Below are 21,333 nucleotides of genomic sequence, written 5' to 3' on the forward strand. Positions count from 1 at the left end.
TTCTGATGGAGTGACCGATGAAACCCGAAGTCCTGCAACTGAGCCCGATCCTCATCCCGCAAATCCGTGAGCGGCTGGAACAGCTGTTCACCGTGCACCGTTACTACGAACAGGCCGACAAGGACGCCTTTGTCAGCCAGCATGCCAGCCACATTCGCGGCGTGATCACCGGTGGCCACACCGGTATCAGCCAGGCGCTGATGGCGCGCCTGCCCAACCTTGAAGTGATCGCGGTCAATGGCGTCGGCACCGATGCGGTGGATCTCGCCTACGCCCGTGACCGTGGCATCCAGGTCACCGCCACCATCGGCGCCCTCACCGAGGATGTCGCCGACCTCGCCATCGGCCTGCTGATCGGCTTGTGCCGGGGTATCTGCACGGGTGACCGTTTCGTGCGCGCAGGCCTATGGGCCACCAGCGCCACACCGTTGGCACCGCTGCCGCTGGCCCGCCAGGTGTCGGGCATGCGCGTGGGCATCGTCGGCATGGGCCGGGTCGGCCGTGCAGTGGCTCAACGGGCAGCGGCATTCGGTTGCCCGATCCGCTACACCGACCTGCAGGCGCTGGAGGTGCCTTATGCCTTCGAGGCGGATCTCGTGCAGTTGGCCAAAGGCAGCGATGCGCTGATTCTGGCGGCGGCCGCCGACAAGGGCGAAGCACTGATCAATCGCGAAGTCCTGAAAGCGTTGGGGGCCGAGGGGTACCTGATCAATATCGCGCGCGGCAAGCTGGTGGATGAGCCGGCGTTGATTGCGGCGCTGGAGGCCGGCGAGATCGCCGGTGCGGCGCTGGACGTGTTTGCCGATGAACCCCGGGCGCCCGAGGCCTTGTTCGGCCGTGAGGATGTGGTGCTGCAGCCGCATCGTGCCAGTGCCACGGTGCAGACCCGCACGCGCATGGGCGAGATGGTGGTGGCCAGCCTGGTGGATGTGTTTGCCGGGCGCAAGCCGCAGGGGTTGGTCATTTAACTCGCCTGTACCGGCCTCTTCGCGGGCAAGTCGGGGCGCCGGACCGGTCGCAAAGGGGCGCAAAGCGCCCCCCAGCAAATTATCAGGCCACCGCAAGCTCCACCGCCCCACCATTCATCCGCACCGGCCACACCCGCAACCGCTGCCCGGCATCTTCCAGGCACGCCCCGCTTTGCAGGCTGAAGTGCTGCTTGTACAGCGGCGCTGCCACCACCAGTTCCCCCTGCAGGCTACCGACGAGCCCGCGCCCGATGATATTGGCCCCCGACCGCGGATCGCGGTTGTCCACCGCATACAGGCTCTGCTCCAGTGCGGGCAGGTAGAACAGTGCTACCTGGGCACCGTCAAGCCATACCACCACGCCCGAGTCGGCCACCAGGTCATCGGCCTGGCACACCGCCTGCCAGTTCTCTTGGGTTTTCGCAGCAACATTGGACAGGTTCATCAGACAGCCTCCTCGACGGTTGGAATCAGGTGCAGGGGTGCAACCGGCCGGCGTTGTTCGCGTTCGCGCACGAAGTGCACGTCCGGGTCGGCGCGTTGGTCGTTGACGAAAGTACGGAAGCGCTTGAGCTTCTCGGGGTCGTTGAGGGCGTTGGCCCATTCGCATTCATACTGGTCGACCACATGCTGCATCTGCGCCTCCAGCTCGGCCGCCAGGCCCAGGCTGTCGTCGAGAATCACCTGCTTGAGGTAATCCAGGCCGCCTTCCAGGCTCTCGCGCCAGACCGAAGTGCGTTGCAGCTTGTCGGCTGTGCGGATGTAGAACATCAGCACGCGGTCGATCAGGCGCACCAGGGTTTCGTCATCCAGGTCGGTGGCGAACAGCTCGGCGTGGCGCGGACGCATGCCGCCGTTGCCGCAGATGTACAGGTTCCAGCCCTTGTCTGTGGCGATGACGCCGATGTCCTTGCTCTGTGCCTCGGCGCACTCGCGGGTGCAGCCGGAGACGGCGAACTTGAGTTTGTGCGGGCTACGCAGGCCCTTGTAGCGGTCCTCCAGGCGCAGCGCCATGCCAACGCTGTCTTGCACGCCGTAGCGGCACCAGGTGCTGCCCACGCAGGATTTCACAGTACGGGTCGACTTGCCGTAGGCATGGCCGGTCTCGAAGCCGGCCGCGATCAGCTCACCCCAGATCAGCGGCAACTCGTGCAGCTGGGCGCCGAACAGGTCGATGCGCTGGCCGCCGGTGATCTTGGTGTAGAGGTCGTACTTTTTCGCCACCTGGCCGATCACGATCAGCTTCTCAGGGGTGATCTCGCCGCCAGGGATGCGCGGCACCACCGAGTAGGTGCCGTTCTTCTGCATGTTGGCCATGAAGGTATCGTTGGTGTCCTGCAGCGGTACCAGCGCCGGGTCCATGATCGGCTGGTTCCAGCACGAGGCGAGGATCGAGCCCACCGCCGGTTTGCAGATGTCGCAGCCGACATGGCCCTTGCCATGGCGTTCGAGCAGCGCGTTGAAGCTGCGGATGCCCTCGACCCGCACCAGCCCGTAGAGCTCCTGGCGGGTGAAGGCGAAGTGTTCGCAGAGGCTCTTGTCGACAACCACGCCGCGGGCAGTGAGTTGGTGTTCGAACACCTGCTTGAGCAACGCCGCACAGCCGCCGCAGCCGCTGGCCGCCTTGGTGCAGCCCTTGACCGCTGCGAGGTCGCCGCAGCCACTGTCGATGGCCGCGCACACCGCGCCCTTGCTGACGTTGTGGCACGAGCAGATGGTCGCGCTGTCGGGCAGGGCGTCGGCACCCAGGGCCGGTGCGCCGCCGCCTTGCGGCAGGATCAGCGCTGCAGCGTCGGCCGGCAAGGCGATGCCGTTCTGGACGTACTGCAGCAAGGTGTCGTAGTAGCTGTTGTCGCCCACCAGCACTGCACCGAGCACGTGCTTGCCGCTGGCATCCACCACCAGGCGGCGATAGGCGCTGTTGGCCTCGTCGATGAAACGGTAGCTGCGCGACCCCGGCGTGGCGCCGTGGGCATCGCCAATAGAGCCGACATCCACGCCCAGCAGCTTGAGCTTGGTCGACATGTCGGCACCGGTGAATGCGCTGGCGGCTTCGCCCATCAGCAACGCTGCCAGGTTGCGCGCCATGCTGTAGCCCGGGGCAACCAGGCCGAACACGCTGCCGTTCCACGAGGCGCATTCACCAATGGCGAAAATGCGTGGGTCGCTGCTGCGGCAGTGGTTGTCGATCACCACGCCACCGCGCGGGGCGATTTCCAGGCCGCTGGCACGGCCCAGGGCGTCTTGCGGTCGGATACCGGCGGAGAACACGATCAGGTCGGTTTCCAGGTGTTGGCCGCCGTCGAAGTTCATGCGGTAGCGGTAGGCCTCACCGGCGCTGATCGACTGGGTGGCGCACGACAGGTGCACGCCCACACCCAGCGCTTCGATCTGCGCCTTGAGCGCGGCGCCACCCTCACCGTCCAGCTGCACCGGCATCAGCCGCGGGGCAAACTCCACCACATGCGCCTCCAGGCCGAGGGACTTCAGCGCGTTGGCAGCTTCCAGGCCGAGCAGGCCGCCTCCGACCACCACGCCACGGCGCGCTTCGCCGGCGGCGGCGCGAATGGCATCGAGGTCGTCGAGGGTGCGATAGACCAGGCGAGCATTGCCGCTTGAGCCTTCGATCGGGGGCACGAACGGGTAGGAACCGGTGGCCAGGACCAACTGGTCGTAGCCGTAGCGGCCCTCGGCTGTCACCACTTCGCAGCGTTCGCGGTCGATTTCCAGCACTGCTTCGCCCAGGTGCAGGTGCACGCCGCTGCTGCCGTAGTAGTCCTGCCCGCAGAGGGCCAAGGTCTCGGCACAGCTGCCGGCGAAATATTCCGACAGGTGCACGCGGTCGTAGGCACGTTGGCGTTCTTCGCCGAACACGTGCAGCTCGAAGCGCCCGAGCGCGCCGCGTTCGACCAGTTGCTCGACGCAATGGTGGCCGACCATGCCGTTGCCGACGATGACCAGTCGCTCTCGTTGCCCGCTCACTGTTGCCTTCATAAGCCGATCCTCGATCAAAAAAAAAGCGCCTGGAGCCGAAGCTCCAGGCGCCTTTGCCTGTATTCATCACGGTGGGGCCCGGGTTGATCGCCGTTGATCAGTGGGCTTTGTTGTAACAGAGATCTAGCAGGGACTGTGCCAAGCCCGTTACCTGTGCCGGCCTCTTCGCGGGTAAACCCGCTCCCACAAGGCCTCCACTGGTCTCAAGCACTTGTGGGTACGGGTTTGCCCGCGAAGGGGCCAGCGCTACCAATGCACATTTCAAGTGCAGCGCTCACCATCCTGGGGCACTTCAATACACATCACGCCGATACCGCCTGGCCTTGCTCAATGCTTCGACATAGGCATCCGCATCCACCTTGCCATGCACGGCGATCACCTCACGCAACGCCGCATCCACATCCTTGGCCATGCGCTGGGCATCGCCACAGACATAGAAGTACGCCCCCGCCTCCAGCCACTGCCACAATTGCGCGCCTTGCTCCAGCATGCGTTGCTGCACGTAGATCTTCTCGGCCTGGTCCCGCGAGAACGCCGTGTCCAGGCGCAGATGCCCGGCCGCCTGCCAGGCCTGAAGCTGTTCCTGATAGTAGAAATCCGTGGCCGCATACTGCTCGCCGAAAAACAGCCAGTTAGCCCCTTTGGCACCCCGCGCCTCGCGCTCTTCAAGGAAGGCACGGAACGGCGCGACGCCGGTACCGGGCCCGACCATGATCACCGGCACGTCGTTGTCCTCGGGCAGACGAAAATGCTTCGATACCTGCGGGAAGATCGCCACCTTCAGCGCCTGCGCCCGGTCAGCGAGGAACGTTGAGCAGACCCCTTTGCGCTCGCCGTAGCGCACGGTGGAAACGGTCAGGTGCACCTGATCCGGATGAGCCAACGGGCTGGAGCTGATCGAATACAGGCGCGGCTGCAACGGCTTGAGCAAGCCGAGCCAGGCATCCAGCGGCAATCGCTGAGGGAACGCACGCAGCACATCGACCAACTGCCGCCCCCACAGCCAGTCCTGCAGCTCGGCCTTGCACTCGGGCTGCAACAGGCGCTGCAGGTCGGCGGCATGCGTGCTGAATGCCTGCAGTTGCTGAGGGGTGACCTTGGCGATATCCAGATGCGCTTCCAGGGCCTCGGCCAGTGGCATCGCCGGCTGCCCCTTCACTTCCACCAACGCCTTGCCATCGAGCTGCGTCAGCGCCAGCAGCTCCTCGACCAGCGCCGGGCAGTTGCGCGGCCATACGCCCAAGGCATCACCGGCTGCATAGGTGAAACCGCTGCCGGACAGGTCGAATATCAGCTGGCGGGTTTCCTTGCTCGCCCCCGGGCCGTTGAGCAGCTGGTTTGCAAGCAGTGGGGCCGACCAGGGTTGCTGCTTGCTGTAGCTCACCACGGGTGCTGGTTCACTGACCGCTGCCAAAGAGTCCGTGCCGCCGAGTTCTGGCAACAGGGCTTCGAGCCAGCCGGCGAAGGCTTCATCGAAATCCGGTTCGCAATCGACCCGTTGCAGCAAGCGGCGCCCGCCCAGTTCGGCCAGGCGCTGGTCGAGCTTGCGGCCAAAGCCGCAGAACTGGTCGTAGCTGGAGTCGCCCAAGGCCAGCACGGCATAAGGCAGCTGCGCGCAGCAGGCACCCTGCTCGCCTTGCAGCGCCTGCCAGAACGCCTTGGCGCTGTCGGGCGCATCACCATCACCGAAGGTGCTGGTGATCAGCACCACACTGGCCGCGCCTTGCAGTTGGCTGGGGCTTACCGCTTCCATGCAGCTGAGCTGCACCTGGAGGCCAGCGCCACGCAGGCGCTCGGCACACCGCTGGGCAAGCCCCTCGCCATTGCCCGTCTGCGACGCCCACAGCACCTGGTGGCGCGGCATCGTGATAGCCGGCGTGGCTGCTGGCTGCGCGAACAGACCAGCCAACAAGCCGTCTACGAACAGCCGCCGGGATGCGGCCAGCGGCGCACTGGCCGGCAGGCTGGGGACACCCTCGGCACGCGCCTGATCGAGGCCGAGCAGGAAGCCTTGCAGGTAATGACGCTCGTCATCAGCCAGCACCGGGGCTGGCAGGGTGTCCAGGCCAAGCAGGCGGGACAGGGTCGCGGTCGGCATGCGGGCAGGCTCCGGAATAGTGGTATTGAGCTCAAGGGCATCGATACGCTCGCCAGCGACCCGCTCCAGGGCCACGGCGCAATGTTTGAACGCCGGCTGCAGCGACAGCGGGTCGACTGCATCACAGGTCACGGCATTGACCGCCAACTGCTCGCCGATCAGGTCGTTCCAGTGGAACGGGGCAAAGCAGTTGCCGGGCATGACCCGGTCGCTGATGCGCGCTGGCAACACAGCCTGGCCGCGCCGCGAGCGAATGGCGACCTGGTCCTTGTCGGCGATGCCCAGGCGGGCGGCATCTTCGGGGTGGACTTCAACAAAGGGGCCGGGCTCCAGCTTGTTCAGTGCCGGGACCTTGCCGGTCTTGGTCAGGGTATGCCACTGGTGCTGCACACGGCCGGTATTGAGCACCCACGGGTAGTCGGCGTCCGGCAGTTCGGGTGCAGGCAGCCAGGGCCGAGCGAAGAAGCGCGCCTTGCCGCTGGCGGTGGGGAACGCCAGTTCAGGCAGGTTGCCCTCGGCATCGCGCAACAGCTGCTGACTGCTGCCGTCGTTCTGGTAACGCAACGGGCTGCGGTCATCTGCGCGGCCGGGTGCGCAGGGCCACTGCCGTGGGCTGTCGCGCAATTGCTCATAGCCGATCCCGCGCAGGTCGTAGCCGGTGGCCGAGTTCCAGAAGCGCCGGATCTCGTCGTACACCGCCTCGGCGTCGGGGTAGTCGAAGGCATCGGCGTAGCCCATGGCGCAGGCGACCTGGGCGATGATCTGCCAATCCGCCAGGCTCTGGCCCGGTGCCTGGACCGCCCGTGGCATCAGCGTCAGGTTGCGCTCACTGTTGATCATCACGCCCTCGCCTTCGGCCCATAGCGCAGCGGGCAGCAGAATATCGGCGTAGCGGTTGGTCTCGGTGTCGAGGAAGGCATCCTGGGTGATCACCAGCTCGGCATGGCGCAGGCCGTCGATCACCTGTTGGCGGTTGGCGACGCTGGCCACCGGGTTGCTGCAGATGACCCAGCAGGCTTTCACCTCGCCTGCTTTCATCTGCTCGAACAGTGCAATCGTGCCCTCGCCGCTTTCGCTGCGCAGGCTGCCCGGTTGCAAGCCCCACTGCTGCTCGACAAAGGCGCGGTCCGCGGCCACCAACGCCGAGCGCTGCCCCGGCAGGCCCGGGCCCATGTAGCCCATCTCGCGGCCGCCCATGGCATTGGGCTGGCCGGTCAGCGAAAACGGCCCGCTGCCCGGGCGGCAGATGGCGCCGGTGGCCAGGTGCAGGTTGCAGATGGCGTTGCTGTGCCAAGTGCCGTGGACGCTCTGGTTGAGGCCCATGGTCCAGCAGCTCATCCACTCCCCGGCGGTGCCGATCCATTCTGCGGCCTGGCGGATGTCGGCTTCACTCAGGCCGGTCATGGCGGCCACACGTTCAGGGGTGTAATCGTCAAGGAACGGCGGCAGCTCGTCCCAGCCTTCGGTGTAACGGGCGATGAAGTCAGGATCGGTATGGCCGTTGTTGTGCAGCAGGTGCAGCAGGCCGTTGAGCAGGGCCAGGTCACTGCCGGGGCGCACCTGCAGGAACAGGTCGGCCTTGTCGGCGGTAGCGGTGCGCCGCGGGTCGACGACGATCAGCCTGGCGCCGGCCTTGACCCGGTCGAGCAGGCGCAGGAACAGGATTGGGTGGCAGTCGGCCATGTTTGCGCCGATCACCAGAAACACATCAGCGCGTTCGAAATCCTGGTAGCTGCCGGGCGGGCCGTCGGCACCGAGCGACAGCTTGTAACCACTGCCTGCGCTGGCCATGCACAGCCGCGAATTGGATTCGATGTGACGGGTGCGGATAAAGCCCTTGGCCAGCTTGTTGGCCAGGTACTGGGCCTCCAGTGACATCTGACCGGACACATAGAGCGCCACAGAGTCCGGGCCGTGCTGGTCGATGATACCGCGCAAGCGCTCGCCGGCCTGGGCAATGGCCTGGTCCATGCTGCTGCGTGCTGGTTGCTGACCGCGTTGCTGGCGAACGTAGGCGTCTTCCAGGCGCCCGGCAGCGGTCAGTGGCAGGTGGGCGGTGAGACCTTTGGTACATAGCCGGCCGAAGTTGCTCGGGTGCTGCTTGTCGCCGCTGATCTTGCCGACCTTGCCGTCGACGACACTCATGACGATGCCGCAACCTACGCCGCAGTAAGGGCAGACGCTGCGTACTTCGCGGGTGGTCATGGGTTCTCTCCCCTTTCAGGAACGCAAAAAGGCGTCGGCTGCTCCTGCTTGCTGGGCAAGCGGGGCAACACGGCGCCTTTGTCGTGAGGTTTTCGGGCTGTCGACGTTGATAGCCCTGGATAGCGGTCATTCAGCAATTAGCGGGCCAGCTGTGCCGGCCCCTTCGCGGGTAAACCCGCTCCCACAGGTACTGCGCAGTCTTCAAACCTGTGGCAATCCTGTGGGAGCGGGTTTACCCGCGAAGAGACCGGCACAGAAGGCGCACCACGCGGTGGCAAGCACATGATCCATGGCGCTATGCTGGGGCAATTTCCAGCAAGAGCTACAGCCCGCACTCCATGTCCAAGGTGATCCTCAAGACCCCCGCCCAACTCGAACTGATGCGCAACGCCGGCCAGCTGTTGGCCCAGGTGTTTGCCGAACTCGACGGTTTCATCCGCCCCGGCGTGACCACGATGCAGATCAACGACCACGCCGAAGCATTCATCGTCGATACACTCAAGGCCCGCCCCGCCAGCAAGGGCCAGTACGGTTTCCCCTATTCGCTCAACACGTCGGTGGACCACGTGGTCTGCCACGGCATCCCCAAGGCCGATGAAGTGCTGAAGGAAGGCTCGATCATCAACGTCGACGTCACCCTGGAACAGGGTGGCTACATTGCCGACTCGTCGAAGATGTACAGCATCGGGCCGATCAGTGAAGACGCGCAAAGGCTGGTCGACACCACCTACGACGCGCTGTGGAAAGGCATCGAGCAGGTACGCCCAGGGGCGACGCTGGGTGATATCGGCCATGCCATCCAGGCCCATGCCGAAGCGGCTGGCTACAGTGTGGTACGCGAATACTGCGGGCATGGTATCGGCCAGCAGATGCACGAAGGCCCCGAAGTACTGCATTTCGGCCTGCGTGGCATGGGCATGAAGTTGCAGCCGGGGATGGTGTTTACCATCGAGCCGATGATCAACCAGGGTGGGCGCGGGACGCGAACGCTGAAGGATGGCTGGACGGTGATTACCCGGGACCACTGCCTGTCGGCGCAGTGGGAGCACACGGTGGCGGTTACGGAGGACGGGGTCGAAGTGCTGACGTTGCGCGAAGAGGAGCGTAATCGCTGAGATTGCAGGGGCGCCGGCCCGGTCGCAAAAGGCTGCAAAGCAGCCCCAAGATCGACCAGGCAGCGCAATTGTTCAGAATACAGAAACAAAAAAAGCGACCCTAAGGTCGCTTTCTTTGTGGCTTCCGGGTGTTCAGTGGGCCCTGGAAGCGGAATATGGCGCAGCGGACGGGACTCGAACCCGCGACCCCCGGCGTGACAGGCCGGTATTCTAACCGACTGAACTACCGCTGCGCTATTCAACGAGTGGTGGGTGATGACGGGATCGAACCGCCGACCCTCTGCTTGTAAGGCAGATGCTCTCCCGGCTGAGCTAATCACCCATTCGTCTCGGTGAGGCGCGCATTCTACGGACGAACCAGAAGCCTGGCAAGCCATTGATGCAACTTTTTCGCAAAAATTATCAGCAACACATTTCAGGCACAAAAAAAGCGACCCTAAGGTCGCTTTCTCTGTTACTTCCGGGTGTTCAGTGGGCCCTGGAAGTGGAATATGGCGCAGCGGACGGGACTCGAACCCGCGACCCCCGGCGTGACAGGCCGGTATTCTAACCGACTGAACTACCGCTGCGCTATACATCGAGTGGTGGGTGATGACGGGATCGAACCGCCGACCCTCTGCTTGTAAGGCAGATGCTCTCCCGGCTGAGCTAATCACCCTTCGTCTCGGTGTGGCGCGCATTCTACGGACGGCCTGCTACCCTGGCAAGCACTTTTTTAACTTTTTTCAAAAAAAATCCCAGCCCTTTCAAAGACCTAGCGCAGCCGGGGCTTTTCTTTCCTTATATGACCCTGCTGGCCCTATGACAGGGCTGGCCTCGGAGCACTGCTCGGAGAATAATGCCCGCCTTATGCATTAAGGAGAGATTGCCCCTCATGTGGTTCAAGAACCTGCTGTCCTACCGCCTGACCCAGGAAGTACCGTTCGAGGCTGAAGCGCTGGAAGCCGCCCTGGCCTCCAAGCCGGCCCGCCCCTGCGCCAGCCAGGAGCTGACCACCTACGGTTTCGTCGCGCCGTTCGGCAAGGGCGAAGACGCTCCCCTGGTGCACGTCAGCGGCGAGTTCCTGCTGGTTGCCGCGCGCAAGGAAGAACGCATCCTGCCGAGCAGCGTGGTCAACGATGCCGTGAAGGAAAAGGTCGAAGAGATCGAGACCGAGCAGATGCGCAAGGTCTATAAAAAAGAGCGCGACCAGATCAAGGACGAGATCATCCAGGCGTTCCTGCCGCGCGCGTTCATCCGCCGCTCGATGATCTTCGCCGCCATCGCCCCGCGCCTGGGGATGATCCTGGTCAACTCGGCCAGCGCCAAGCGCGCCGAAGACCTGCTGTCGACCCTGCGTGAAGTGATGGGCTCGCTGCCGGTGCGCCCGGCCACGGTGAAGATTGCACCGACCGCGACCATGACCGACTGGGTCAAGTCGCAACAGGCTGCCGAAGGCTTCTATGTGCTGGACGAGTGCGAGCTGCGTGACACCGCCGAAGACGGCGGCATCGTGCGCTGCAAACGCCAGGACCTGACCGGCGAGGAAATCCAGCTGCACCTGAGCACCGGCAAGGTGGTCACCCAGCTGGCCCTGGCCTGGCAGGACAAGCTGTCGTTCGTGCTCGACGACAAGATGGTGATCAAACGCCTGAAGTTCGAAGAGCTGCTGCAGGAACAGGCTGAACAGGACGGGGGTGATGAAGCCGCGCAGCAGTTCGATGCCAGCTTCCAGCTGATGATGATGACCTTTGCCGAATTCCTGCCGGTGCTGTTCGAAGCGCTGGGTGGGGAGGAGATTCCGCAAGGGGTCTGAGGTAGTTTGAAAGACCGGTGCTGGGCTGATTCTCAGCAGTAACCAGTACCGGCCTCTTCGCGGGCAAGCCCGCTCCCACAGGGATCACCACAGACTCGAATACTGTGGCGATACCTGTGGGAGCGGGCTTGCCCGCGAAAGGGCCTGTGAAATTCATAACGCTATAAATAGATAAGGAATTGCCCCATGCGTGCCCTCGCCGCCTTAAGCCGCTTCGTCGGCAATACCTTCGCCCTGTGGGTGCTGGTGTTCGCCGTGCTGGCCTTCCTGCAGCCCCAGTGGTTCATCGCCCTCAAGGTCGCCATCGTGCCGCTGCTGGGCCTGGTGATGTTTGGCATGGGCCTGACCCTCAAGCTCGACGACTTCGCCGCCCTCGCCCGCCAACCCTGGCGAGTGGCCCTTGGCGTGGTGGCGCACTTCGTGATCATGCCGGGCATGGCCTGGCTGCTGTGCCAGCTGTTTCACCTACCGGCGGAAATCGCCGTGGGCGTGATCCTGGTCGGCTGTTGCCCGAGCGGCACGGCGTCGAACGTGATGGTCTGGCTGTCCAAGGGCGACCTGGCGCTGGCAGTGGCCATTGCCGCCGTGACCACCCTGCTCGCCCCTTTGCTGACCCCGGCGCTGATCTGGTTCCTGGCCTCTGCCTGGCTGCCGGTGTCCTTCATGGACATGTTCTGGTCAATCCTGCAGCTGGTGATGTTGCCGATTGTGCTCGGCGTGCTGGCCCAGCGCCTGCTGGGTGCACGGCTGCAGACGGCGGTGCAGGTGCTGCCACTGGTGTCGGTGGTGAGCATCGTGATGATCGTCTGCGCGGTGGTGGCGGCCAGCCAGGCCAAGATCGCCGAGTCGGGCCTGCTGATCATGGCCGTGGTGGTGCTGCACAACACCTTCGGCTATCTGCTGGGTTACCTCACAGGCCGCCTCTGCAAGCTGCCGTTGGCCCAGCGCAAGTCGCTGGCGCTTGAGGTGGGGATGCAGAACTCGGGGTTGGGGGCGGCATTGGCGGCGGCACACTTCTCACCGCTGGCGGCAGTGCCGAGTGCGCTGTTCAGCGTCTGGCACAACATTTCCGGGGCGCTGCTGTCGACCTGGTTCCGCAGGATGGAAGATTCATCGGCCCCCATAGAAGAGGTTGAGCCAGCCAGGCATTGATGTGTACCCTGATGGCCACTGTGAGGACGACCTCACGACGCACCGCGTGACCATCCCGGGGACGGCCCCATCATTCGCAACGATGGAGACGCATCATGTCCTGGATCATCCTGTTCTTCGCCGGCCTGTTCGAGGTCGGCTGGGCCGTCGGCTTGAAGTACACCGACGGCTTCAGCAAACCCCTCCCCACCGCGCTCACCGTCGCCGCCATGGCCGTCAGCCTGGGCCTGCTGGGCCTGGCCATGAAGGAACTGCCACTGGGTACCGCCTATGCCATCTGGACCGGCGTCGGCGCCGTCGGCACGGTGATCGCCGGGATCATCCTGTTCGGCGAGTCGATGGCCCTGGTACGGCTGGTCAGCGTGGCGCTGATCGTTACCGGCCTGATCGGCCTGAAAGTCAGCGCCAGCTGATACCCCGTCCTTAGCGCAGGCCACCGCGCAAGCGGCTGACCTGCTCACGCAGGGCTTCTGGCTGCGCCGCCTCCACCGGGATGGCGGCGCCTGCCACGATGGTTACCCGCGACCACAGGCGCTTGAAGAAGCCCTTGGCCGGATCGCGGCTGAAGAAGCTCCCCCACAACCCCTGCAGCGCCAGCGGAATCACCGGCACCGGGGTTTCTTCGAGAATACGGCTGACGCCGCCCTTGAACGCATCGATCTCGCCGTCGCCGGTCAGTTTGCCTTCCGGAAAGATGCACACCAGCTCACCGTCCGCCAGGTATTCGGCGATGCGGGCGAAGGCTCGCTCGTAGGTCGCCTGGTCTTCGTTGCGCCCGGCAATCGGAATGGCGCCCGCCGTGCGGAACACGAAGTTGAGCACCGGCAGGTTGTAGATCTTGTAGTACATGACAAAGCGGATGGGCCGGCGAATCGCCCCGCCCAGCAGCAGCGCATCGACGAACGACACGTGGTTGCACACCAGCAGTGCCGCGCCTTCATCAGGGATACGCTCGAGGTCACGGTGTTGCACGCGGTACATCGAGTGGCTGAGCAGCCAGATCAGGAAGCGCATGGTGAATTCGGGCACGATCTTGAAGATGTAGGCGTTGACCAGCACGTTCAGCAGCGACACCACCAGGAACAGCTGCGGGATGCTCAGCTTCGCCACGCTCAGCAGGACAATGGTGAAGATCGCCGAGACCACCATGAACAAGGCATTGAGGATGTTGTTGGAAGCGATCACCCGGGCCCGTTGGTCCTCGGCGGTGCGGGCCTGGATCAGTGCGTACAGCGGCACGATGTAGAAGCCGCCGAACACGCCAAGGCCGACGATCGACAGCAGGATCCACCAAGACGCCTGCATGCCTAGCAGTGCCAGCCAGTCGTGCGGCTGGGCGCCCGCCGGTACGTCACCGGAATGCCACCACCAGAGCAGGCCGAACAGGGTCAGGCCGAACGAGCCGAACGGCACCAGGCCGATTTCCACCTTGCGCCCGCTGAGCCGTTCGCACAGCAGCGAACCGAGGGCAATGCCCACCGAGAACAGGGTCAGCACCAGGGTCACTGCGGTCTCGTCACCGTGCAGCCACTCTTGGGCGTAAGTCGGGATCTGGGTCAGGTAGATGGCACCGACGAACCAGAACCACGAGTTGCCAACGATCGAGCGCGACACCGCCGGGGTCTGCCCCAGGCCCATGCGAAGGATCACCCACGACTGCTTGAAGATGTTCCAGTCCAGCGCCATTTGCGGCGACGCAGCCGCCGCCCGCGGGATCCAGCGGCTGGCCAGGTAGCCCAGCACGGCAGTGCCGACCACGCCACCGGCCACCACCGTGGCGTAGCTGTCGGTGGCCATCATCACCCCGGCGCCGATGGTGCCGACCAGGATGGCGAGAAAGGTGCCCATCTCCACCAGGCCGTTGCCGCCAACCAGCTCTTCTTCGCGCAGGGCCTGGGGCAGGATCGAGTACTTCACCGGGCCGAACAATGCCGAGTGGGTACCCATGCCGAACAAGGCCACCAGCATCAGCGTGAGGTGGTTGGTGACGAAGCCAATGGCACCGACCGCCATGATGCCGATCTCGGCCAGCTTGATCGCACGGATCAGGGCGTCCTTGGCGAACTTCTCGCCGAACTGCCCGCCCAGTGCCGAGAACAGGAAGAACGGCAGGATGAACAACAGTGCACAGAGGTTGACCCAGATCGAACGGTCGCCGTCGCCCAGGCTGAGCTTGAACAGGATCGCCAGGATCAGCGACTGCTTGAACAGGTTGTCGTTGAAGGCACCCAGTAACTGGGTGACGAAGAACGGCAGGAAACGCCGCTTGCCGAGCAAGGTGAATTGCGAGGGGTGACTCATCGTCCTTGTTCCTGAGTGTCTTTTGTCATTGGAGGCACGCGGAGCGCGACAAGCCACAAATCTGCACGGGAAAGCCTTGGGCTGGCAAGCAACACGGCATGAATCAGGACCCCGCGCACAGTTTGATATCACCGTGACACTAATTTCATGAAAAGCACTGTTCAGATTTTGTTACACATGCCGATAATTCATATAGATGACTATATCTGACAGAAGGGATGGACCTCAGGTCTCCTCCAATCCATAAGAACAGGAGCTCGGCAGTATATGTTTACCTGGTTCGGCGATCTCAGGATCGCCCACAAACTCTTCCTCGGTTTCGGCCTGGTGCTGTGCCTGACGCTGGTGCAGTCGCTCATCAGCTGGGACGGTATGGGCAGCCTGGTACGGCGCAGCGAGGTGGTCAGCGATGTGTCGCGCCTCAACGACGCCCTGGGCGACCTGCGCGAAGCGCGCCTGCGCCACGCCATGGCCAATGGCGCGCCAACCGAGAGCAAGCAGTTGCAGGCCGCGCTGGAGGCGTTCAAGCCAACCCTGGCAACGCTGCGTGAAGTGATGATCCGGGCGCAGAGCCAGGCACTGATCAATACTGCCGACCAGGCTCTGCAGGGCTACAGCGCCAACCAGGCCGCCAGCTTGCGTTCCTATGAAAAGATGCGCGCTGCACAGAAGGAAATGGGCGTGCTGGCCACCCAGTCGTTTGCCAGCATCGAGCAGATTCGCAATCAGGTGCGTGCCTTGCCTGATGCCGAACAGCGTTTCGTGCGCATCGAGGCGATCAACCAGATCCGCGAGAACCTGATCCTGCTGCGCTACCACGTTCGCGGTTACACGGGTAACACCAACGCCGAGACCGAGCAGCTGATGAACACCCAGATCGCCACCACGGTGAACGATCTGCCTGGGCTGGTCGCTCGTTTCAATGGCAACTTCCCGCAGCAGTTCCAGCAATTGCAGCAGCAGGTACAGGCCTATGCCGCCGCTGTCGAAGCGTTCCGCGGCGAGGTCAGCCACCTGGTCGGCTACCGCGCGGCCATGGCCAAGGACATCGAAACCCTCAACGGCGTCATTGGCCAACTGCTCGATGACCAGGCAGTGCGGGTCGCCACGGACAGCCATTTCGCTCGCACCCTGCAGATTGCCACCACCCTGCTCGCCCTGCTGATCGGGGCACTGGCAGCCGTGGTGATCGCCCGGCAGATCAGCCAGCCGCTGCGCCAGGCACTGAACGCCATGGAGCAGGTGGCCGGCGGTGACCTGAGCGAGCAACCGACCAGCCGCCGCCGCGACGAGGTCGGGCAATTGCAGAACGCCCTGCAGGGCATGACCCGCAACCTGCGCGAGCTGATCGCCCAGGTACGCGATGGCATTTCGCAGATCGCCAGCGCCACCGAGGAGCTTTCGGCGATCACCGAGCAGACCAGCGCCGGTGCCAACCACCAGAAGGTGGAAACCGACCAGGTGGCCACGGCCATGCAGGAAATGGCTGCCACCGTGCAAGAGGTGGCGCGCAATGCTGGCGAAGCCTCCGAGGCCGCCAGCGCCACCGACGACGAAGCCCGTGAAGGTGACAGCGTGGTCAATCGCGCCGTTACCCAGATCGGCCGCCTGGCCAGCCAGGTGGATGCCACTGGCGCAGCCATGGACGCCCTGCGCACCGAAAGCCAGCGTATCGGCAAGGTCATGGATGTGATCAAGGCCGTGGCCGAGCAGACCAACCTGCTGGCGCTCAACGCCGCTATCGAAGCGGCCCGGGCCGGTGAGGCTGGCCGTGGCTTTGCCGTGGTGGCCGATGAAGTGCGCAGCCTGGCGCAGCGTACCCAGGCATCGACACTGGAGATCGAGTCGGCGATCGGCAGCCTTGAAGAAGGCACCCGCTCGGTGAGCGAGTTGATGGAACAGAGCCAGAGCCTGACCGAAAGCAGCGTGGCGCTAGTCCGTGAGGCCGGGGTGGCACTGGAAGGGATTACCCAGCGCGTATCGGGGATCCAGCTGATGAACCAGCAGATTGCCGCAGCGTCCGAGCAGCAGAGTGCGGTGGCTGAAGAGATCAGCCGCAGCGTAGTCACGGTGCGGGACATTTCCGAACAGACCGCTGAAGCCAGTCAGCAGACCTCAGCGTCCAGTGTGGAACTGGCGCGGTTGGGTGGGCAGTTGCAGCAGATGATCAGCCGGTTCCGCTTTTGAGCCATTGATCTGAAAGCTGTACTGACTTGTGTTGGAGCGGCCTGGTGTCGCGAAAGGGCTGCGAAGCGGCCCCAGGATTTCAGCTTCGCAGTTGAATTTGCCGGGGCCGCGCCGCGGCCCTTTCGCGACACCAGGCCGCTCCTACAGATACTGCGGCGCCTTCAAGATGGCGGATTACTCGAAGCCGAACAGCGCCCGCGCAGTCTCCACCAGCAGCGCTCGGCGCAATTGCGCCGAGCAACCCAGGGCCTCGAACTGCTCTACCGCCGAGCTGAAGCTCACCGACGACTCATGCTGGGTATGCGGCCAATCGCTGCCCCACATCAGCCGCTCTGCCCCATAGTGGGCTTCAAGTGCGCACAGGGCCTGCCGCGCAAAGGCCAGGTTCTGCTCCGGCGTACCTTCCAGCCGGTAGATACCCGATACCTTGACCCACACCTTGCCCTTGCCGCCCAGCGTCAGCAGCTCGGCAAAGCCCGGCTGCCCCAGGCCCAGGCGGGCATCGGGCCGGCCAAAGTGGTCGACCACGATATCCAGGCCATAAGGCTCCAGTGCCCGCACCAGCGCAGGAATGTCCGCCACATGGCGATGCAGCTCCAGGTGCCAGCCTTGTTCACCGATGCGCTCAAGCATGGGCCGCCATTCGCTACCCGTCAGGTCTGGCAGGCTTTGACCCATGAGGTTCAGGCGCACGCCCCTGACACCCAGCCGGGCCATTTCCTGCAAGGTCTCACGCTCGACGTCACGCTCAAGCATCACGACGCCGCGCATCTGCCCCGGCACGGTCTGCAGGGCACTGAGCAGGTAGCGGTTGTCGGTGCCCAGGAAACTGGGCTGCACCAACACACCATGGCTGAAACCGTGGGCCAGCAACTGGCCCAGGTAATCGCCCAGCGGCGCATCATAGCTGGGCGCGTAACGCCGCTCGTTGGCCAGGTTCAGCCCACGGCTGAAGACATGGGCATGGCTGTCGATGGCGGTCAGGTGTGGAGCAGGAACGTCGGGCATGGTTTTCACAGGGTAGTCAGGTTACTTGGCGACAGCGCCAGCCATGGCCGGCGCTGGAGTGGCCTCAAGGTTGCGGCCACGGGTTTCCGGCAGGCACAGCGCGGCGAACATGGCCACGCCGTAGGCGATGCCGGCATCGATACCGATCGCGCTACCCAGCGACATGGATTCGCTCATGTGGCCGACCAGGAACGGGAACACCGCCGACAGCACACGGCCGAAGTTGTAGCAGAAGCCGACCCCGGCACCGCGCACGTCAGCCGGGTACAGCTCGTTGAAGAACGCCCCCAGGCTGGCCGGGATGCCGGCAGCGAAGAAACCGAGCGGGAAGCCGAGGAAGAGCATCTGAGTGTTGCTCAGCGGGAAGAACACGTAGGCCTGCACGGTCAGCACACAGCACAGGGCGAACAGCAGGATGTTCTTGCGTCGGCCGATGCGGTCGATCAACAGGCCACTGACCACGCAACCACACCAGAAGGCGAAGATGATCACCGCCAGGTAGCCGCCGGAGTTGAGTACCGACAGGTTGCGTTCGGTCTTCAGGAAGGTCGGCAGCCAGGTCATCACCGCGTGGTAGCCACCGTGGGCACCCAGGCCCAGCAGGCCGCCGAGCAGGGTCACGCGCAGCAGTTCCGGGCGGAAGATGCCGGCCATGGACTTGAAGAAACTGCCAGGGATGGCCTTGTCTTTCTGCAGGCGCTGGAAGCTGTCCGGCTCTGGCACGTTGCGGCGCACCCAGATGATCAGCAGCGATGGCAGCAGGCCGACGAAGAACATCACCCGCCAGGCGTATTCGGCCGGCACCAACGAGTAGATCAGGGTGAACAGGCCCACTGCCAGGCCCCAGCCCACAGCCCAGGCACTCTGCACGGTGCCCATGACCTTGCCGCGGTATTTCGGGTTGATGGTCTCGGCCATCAGCACCGCGCCGGCCGCCCACTCGCCACCGATACCGAAGCCCTGCATGGCCTTGACGAACAACAGTGGATAAAAGCCGGTGACGAACGCCGACAGGAAGGTGAAGAAAGAGAACCAGAGGATCATCCACTGCAAGGTCCGCACGCGGCCATAACGGTCCGACAGGGTGCCGCCGAGCCAGCCACCGATCGCCGAGGTGACCAGGGTCAGGCCGCTGATCAGGCCGGCATCGCCCTTGGTCAGGGAGAATGCAGCGATCAACGCGGGGATGGCCAGGCCGAACATCTGCACTTCCAGCGCATCGAGCGACCAGCCACCGAAACAGGCCCAGAACGTCTTGCGTTCCCGTGTAGTGATCTGGCGGTACCAGCTGAACATGATTGTTATCCTTCTAGTCGTGTGTGTGACGGCCGGGCGTGCCGAAGCGCTTGGCACGCTGACGACCGGGCAGGCGAAGCCACTGCGCCGTGGCAGAACGGCGCAGACGGGTAAAAGGCGAAGCGGCCGGCTTAACGGCTCAGCGAATGTCGACGCGGTAGCGGAAGTGCTGTGCATGGCCGCGCGAGCGGCGCCATTCCAGAGGTTTGCCGGCGTAATCGCGGGCCAGGCGCTCGATCACCACCACCGGGCTGTCGACCGGCAGTTGCAACAAGCGGCCGTGGGCCGCATCGACCGCTTCGGCGGTCAGGGTTTCTTCGGCATAGGCGACCACCTGGCCACACAGTTCCTCGTAGATCGGATAGAGCAGCGGGCCTTTGCTTTGCAGCTCGACATCGAGCAGCGGCTGGAAGGTCTGACGCGGCAGCCAGATCTCTTCGGCGAGCACCGGTTGGGCGCCGAGCAGTCGGGTACGGACAATGCGAATGACCTGGGCCTCGGCGGCAAGGCCCAAGGCTTCGGCAACGGCCGACGGTGCCGGTACCGGCTCGATGGAGAGGATGCGGCTTTCCGGCATCACCCGCTCGCCGGTGGCGGTCTCGAAGCGGAAGAAGCGGAACAGCGAAGACTGGAACTGCGGGCGGCGGATGAAGGTGCCGCGGCCCTGCTGACGCTCCAGCACGCCCTCGGCGACCAGCACGTCGACGGCCTTGCGCACGGTGCCGACGGACATGTCGAACTCGGTGGCCAGGGCCGCTTCGGTGGGAATGGCCTCGCCCGGGCGCCAGCGGTTGTTGGCGATCTGCTCGATCAGGTGATCGCGCAGTTGTTGATAGCGTGGTAGTCGAGCATCACCTGACAGTGGGTGCATGGGTCGGCTCTCGTCTTGTTATGTAAACATATATATGAATTTTTCGAGAGTATTCCCCGTGGGTGACAGGCTGTCAATCCTCCGCTGGTCGCCGCCGCCGGCCTCACTTATCCTCAGGCATCGGAAATTTCCACAACAAGGACGTGGCAATGCTCGCCGCCCTGAAAGGCTACCCCGCCAGCGTCCGCCTGCTGCTGGCCACTACCTTCACCCTCACCGTGGCCCGGGCCCTCACCCTGCCCTACCTGGTGGTCTACCTGGCCGACAATTTCCAGCTTGCGGTGGGCCACATCGGCCTGTTGATCGGAGGCGCGCTGATCGTCGCGTCACTGCTGAGCCTGTACGGCGGGCACCTGGTCGACACGGTGCGCAATCACACCCTGGTCAGCGCCAGTACACTGGTGTTCGCTTTGGCCTTCGTGGCCGCCATTGCCAGTCGATCGGCGTTGCTGTTCTTTTTCTGCCTGGTGCTGATCAACCTGGCCCTGGCCGTGGTCGACATCGCCGCCAAGGCGGGCTTCTGCGCACTGCTGCCAGTGGCGCAACGGGCCGAGGTGTTCGCCATCAAGTACACCTTGAACAACGTCGGTTACGCCGTCGGCCCGATGCTCGGCGTGGCCATGCTGGCGCTCGACGATCATCTGCCCTTCATCGCCTCGGCGCTGACCGGCCTTGGCATGTGCCTGGCCTACTGGCGCCTGGGCGACCGAGGGCTGCAGGCCAGTACCCCAGAGCAGCCAGCTGCAGGCTTCGCCCAAGTGGCATTGGGCCTGGCACGTGACCGTCGACTGGTGTGCTTCACCCTGGGTGGCGTGCTGAGCGCGGTGGTGTTCGGCCAGTTCACCGCGTACCTGTCGCAGTACCTGGTGGTGACCAGCAGCGCCAGCGAGGCAGCACGGCTGGTCGGCTACCTGGTAACCACCAACGCGGTCACGGTGATCGCCCTGCAGTACCTGATTGGCCGGCGCATCGGCCGCCAGCAGCTGATGCCCTGGCTGCTGGCGGGCATGGCGCTGTTCATTGCCGGGTTGCTGGGTTTTGCCATGGCCGGGTCGGTCATGGGCTGGTGCCTGGCAATGCTGGTGTTCACCCTGGGTGAGATCATCGTCATACCCGCCGAGTACATGTTCATCGACCTGATTGCCCCGGAGCACCTGCGCGGGGTGTATTACGGGGCGCAGAACCTGTCCAACCTCGGCGCAGCGCTGGGGCCGGTGATGGTGGGATTCGCCCTGGGGCGGTGGTGGCCGGGGGTGATCTTCTACCTGCTGGTGATGTCAGTGATACTCGCCGGCGTGTTCTACTGGCTGGGTACCCGTCGGGGTTGATGTCGTCCGTACCGG

General features: G+C 64.3%; 14 protein-coding genes, 4 tRNA genes and 1 pseudogene. 8 read left to right on the forward strand and 11 right to left on the reverse strand.

Features of this window, described 5'->3' with window-relative positions:
* Positions 1 to 17 precede the first annotated feature (17 nt).
* A complete protein-coding gene (locus H040_RS14305) occupies positions 18 to 968 on the forward strand; it encodes a 2-hydroxyacid dehydrogenase (protein WP_027918128.1) in 951 nt (316 codons plus the stop codon).
* An 82-nt stretch (positions 969 to 1,050) separates the two neighbouring features.
* Here H040_RS14305 and nirD read toward each other — a convergent pair whose 3' ends face one another.
* The 3 genes from nirD to H040_RS14320 all read right to left on the reverse strand — a co-directional run bounded on the left by nirD (position 1,051) and on the right by H040_RS14320 (position 8,265).
* Positions 1,051 to 1,413: a nitrite reductase small subunit NirD gene (gene nirD, locus H040_RS14310; RefSeq protein ID WP_027918127.1), complete on the reverse strand. Its 363-nt coding sequence runs from the start codon at positions 1,411 to 1,413 to the stop codon at positions 1,051 to 1,053.
* Entirely contained in the window at positions 1,413 to 3,962 is a 2,550-nt protein-coding gene (gene nirB, locus H040_RS14315) for a nitrite reductase large subunit NirB (protein WP_027918126.1), read from the reverse strand. The genes nirD and nirB overlap by 1 nt, the downstream gene beginning before the upstream one ends.
* A 292-nt stretch (positions 3,963 to 4,254) precedes the next feature.
* Positions 4,255 to 8,265, reverse strand: coding sequence for a bifunctional nitrate reductase/sulfite reductase flavoprotein subunit alpha (locus H040_RS14320; RefSeq protein ID WP_027918125.1), 4,011 nt, complete (start codon positions 8,263 to 8,265; stop codon positions 4,255 to 4,257).
* A gap of 338 nt (positions 8,266 to 8,603) precedes the next feature.
* Here H040_RS14320 and map point away from each other — a divergent pair, with 338 nt between their 5' ends.
* Entirely contained in the window at positions 8,604 to 9,380 is a 777-nt protein-coding gene (gene map, locus H040_RS14330; protein ID WP_027918124.1) for a type I methionyl aminopeptidase, read from the forward strand.
* Positions 9,381 to 9,536: 156 nt separating this feature from the next.
* Here map and H040_RS14335 read toward each other — a convergent pair.
* The 4 genes from H040_RS14335 to H040_RS14350 all read right to left on the reverse strand — a co-directional run bounded on the left by H040_RS14335 (position 9,537) and on the right by H040_RS14350 (position 10,038).
* A tRNA-Asp gene (locus tag H040_RS14335) sits at positions 9,537 to 9,613 on the reverse strand.
* A 13-nt stretch (positions 9,614 to 9,626) separates the two neighbouring features.
* Positions 9,627 to 9,702, reverse strand: a tRNA-Val gene (locus tag H040_RS14340).
* A gap of 170 nt (positions 9,703 to 9,872) precedes the next feature.
* Positions 9,873 to 9,949: transfer RNA gene (locus H040_RS14345), tRNA-Asp, on the reverse strand.
* 13 nt (positions 9,950 to 9,962) lie between these two features.
* Positions 9,963 to 10,038, reverse strand: a tRNA-Val gene (locus H040_RS14350).
* Between the two features lie 216 nt (positions 10,039 to 10,254).
* Here H040_RS14350 and rdgC point away from each other — a divergent pair.
* From rdgC to sugE, 3 genes are all read left to right on the forward strand, one after another.
* On the forward strand, positions 10,255 to 11,175 hold the full coding sequence (gene rdgC / locus H040_RS14355; RefSeq protein WP_027918123.1) for a recombination-associated protein RdgC: 921 nt from the start codon (positions 10,255 to 10,257) through the stop codon (positions 11,173 to 11,175).
* A 186-nt stretch (positions 11,176 to 11,361) separates the two neighbouring features.
* On the forward strand, positions 11,362 to 12,327 hold the full coding sequence (locus H040_RS14360) for a bile acid:sodium symporter family protein (RefSeq protein WP_027918122.1): 966 nt from the start codon (positions 11,362 to 11,364) through the stop codon (positions 12,325 to 12,327).
* A 95-nt stretch (positions 12,328 to 12,422) separates the two neighbouring features.
* On the forward strand, positions 12,423 to 12,740 hold the full coding sequence (gene sugE / locus H040_RS14365) for a quaternary ammonium compound efflux SMR transporter SugE (RefSeq protein ID WP_027918121.1): 318 nt from the start codon (positions 12,423 to 12,425) through the stop codon (positions 12,738 to 12,740).
* Positions 12,741 to 12,750: 10 nt separating this feature from the next.
* Here the strand turns inward: sugE and H040_RS14370 are convergent, their stop codons facing one another.
* On the reverse strand, positions 12,751 to 14,628 hold the full coding sequence (locus H040_RS14370) for an MFS transporter (protein WP_027918120.1): 1,878 nt from the start codon (positions 14,626 to 14,628) through the stop codon (positions 12,751 to 12,753).
* 372 nt (positions 14,629 to 15,000) lie between these two features.
* Between H040_RS14370 and H040_RS28150 the strand changes: the two are divergent.
* Together H040_RS28150 and H040_RS28155 are read left to right on the forward strand one after the other, a co-directional pair.
* A pseudogene (locus tag H040_RS28150) lies at positions 15,001 to 15,960 on the forward strand (methyl-accepting chemotaxis protein); the annotation flags it as partial.
* On the forward strand, positions 15,952 to 16,815 hold the full coding sequence (locus H040_RS28155; protein WP_371260240.1) for a methyl-accepting chemotaxis protein: 864 nt from the start codon (positions 15,952 to 15,954) through the stop codon (positions 16,813 to 16,815). The pseudogene H040_RS28150 and the gene H040_RS28155, both read left to right, overlap by 9 nt.
* A gap of 174 nt (positions 16,816 to 16,989) precedes the next feature.
* Here the strand turns inward: H040_RS28155 and H040_RS14380 are convergent, their stop codons facing one another.
* The 3 genes from H040_RS14380 to H040_RS14390 form a co-directional block, all read right to left on the reverse strand.
* Positions 16,990 to 17,823, reverse strand: coding sequence for an amidohydrolase family protein (locus H040_RS14380; protein ID WP_027918118.1), 834 nt, complete (start codon positions 17,821 to 17,823; stop codon positions 16,990 to 16,992).
* Positions 17,824 to 17,844: 21 nt separating this feature from the next.
* Complete coding sequence (locus H040_RS14385) at positions 17,845 to 19,119, reverse strand: MFS transporter (RefSeq protein WP_027918117.1); 1,275 nt, start codon at positions 19,117 to 19,119, stop codon at positions 17,845 to 17,847.
* 139 nt (positions 19,120 to 19,258) lie between these two features.
* Positions 19,259 to 19,990: a GntR family transcriptional regulator gene (locus tag H040_RS14390; protein ID WP_027918116.1), complete on the reverse strand. Its 732-nt coding sequence runs from the start codon at positions 19,988 to 19,990 to the stop codon at positions 19,259 to 19,261.
* A gap of 149 nt (positions 19,991 to 20,139) precedes the next feature.
* Here H040_RS14390 and H040_RS14395 point away from each other — a divergent pair, with 149 nt between their 5' ends.
* A complete protein-coding gene (locus H040_RS14395; RefSeq protein WP_027918115.1) occupies positions 20,140 to 21,318 on the forward strand; it encodes an MFS transporter in 1,179 nt (392 codons plus the stop codon).
* Positions 21,319 to 21,333 lie beyond the last annotated feature (15 nt).

The sequence above is a fragment of the Pseudomonas sp. URMO17WK12:I7 genome, from assembly GCF_003269045.1.
Lineage (GTDB): Bacteria > Pseudomonadota > Gammaproteobacteria > Pseudomonadales > Pseudomonadaceae > Aquipseudomonas > Aquipseudomonas putida_J.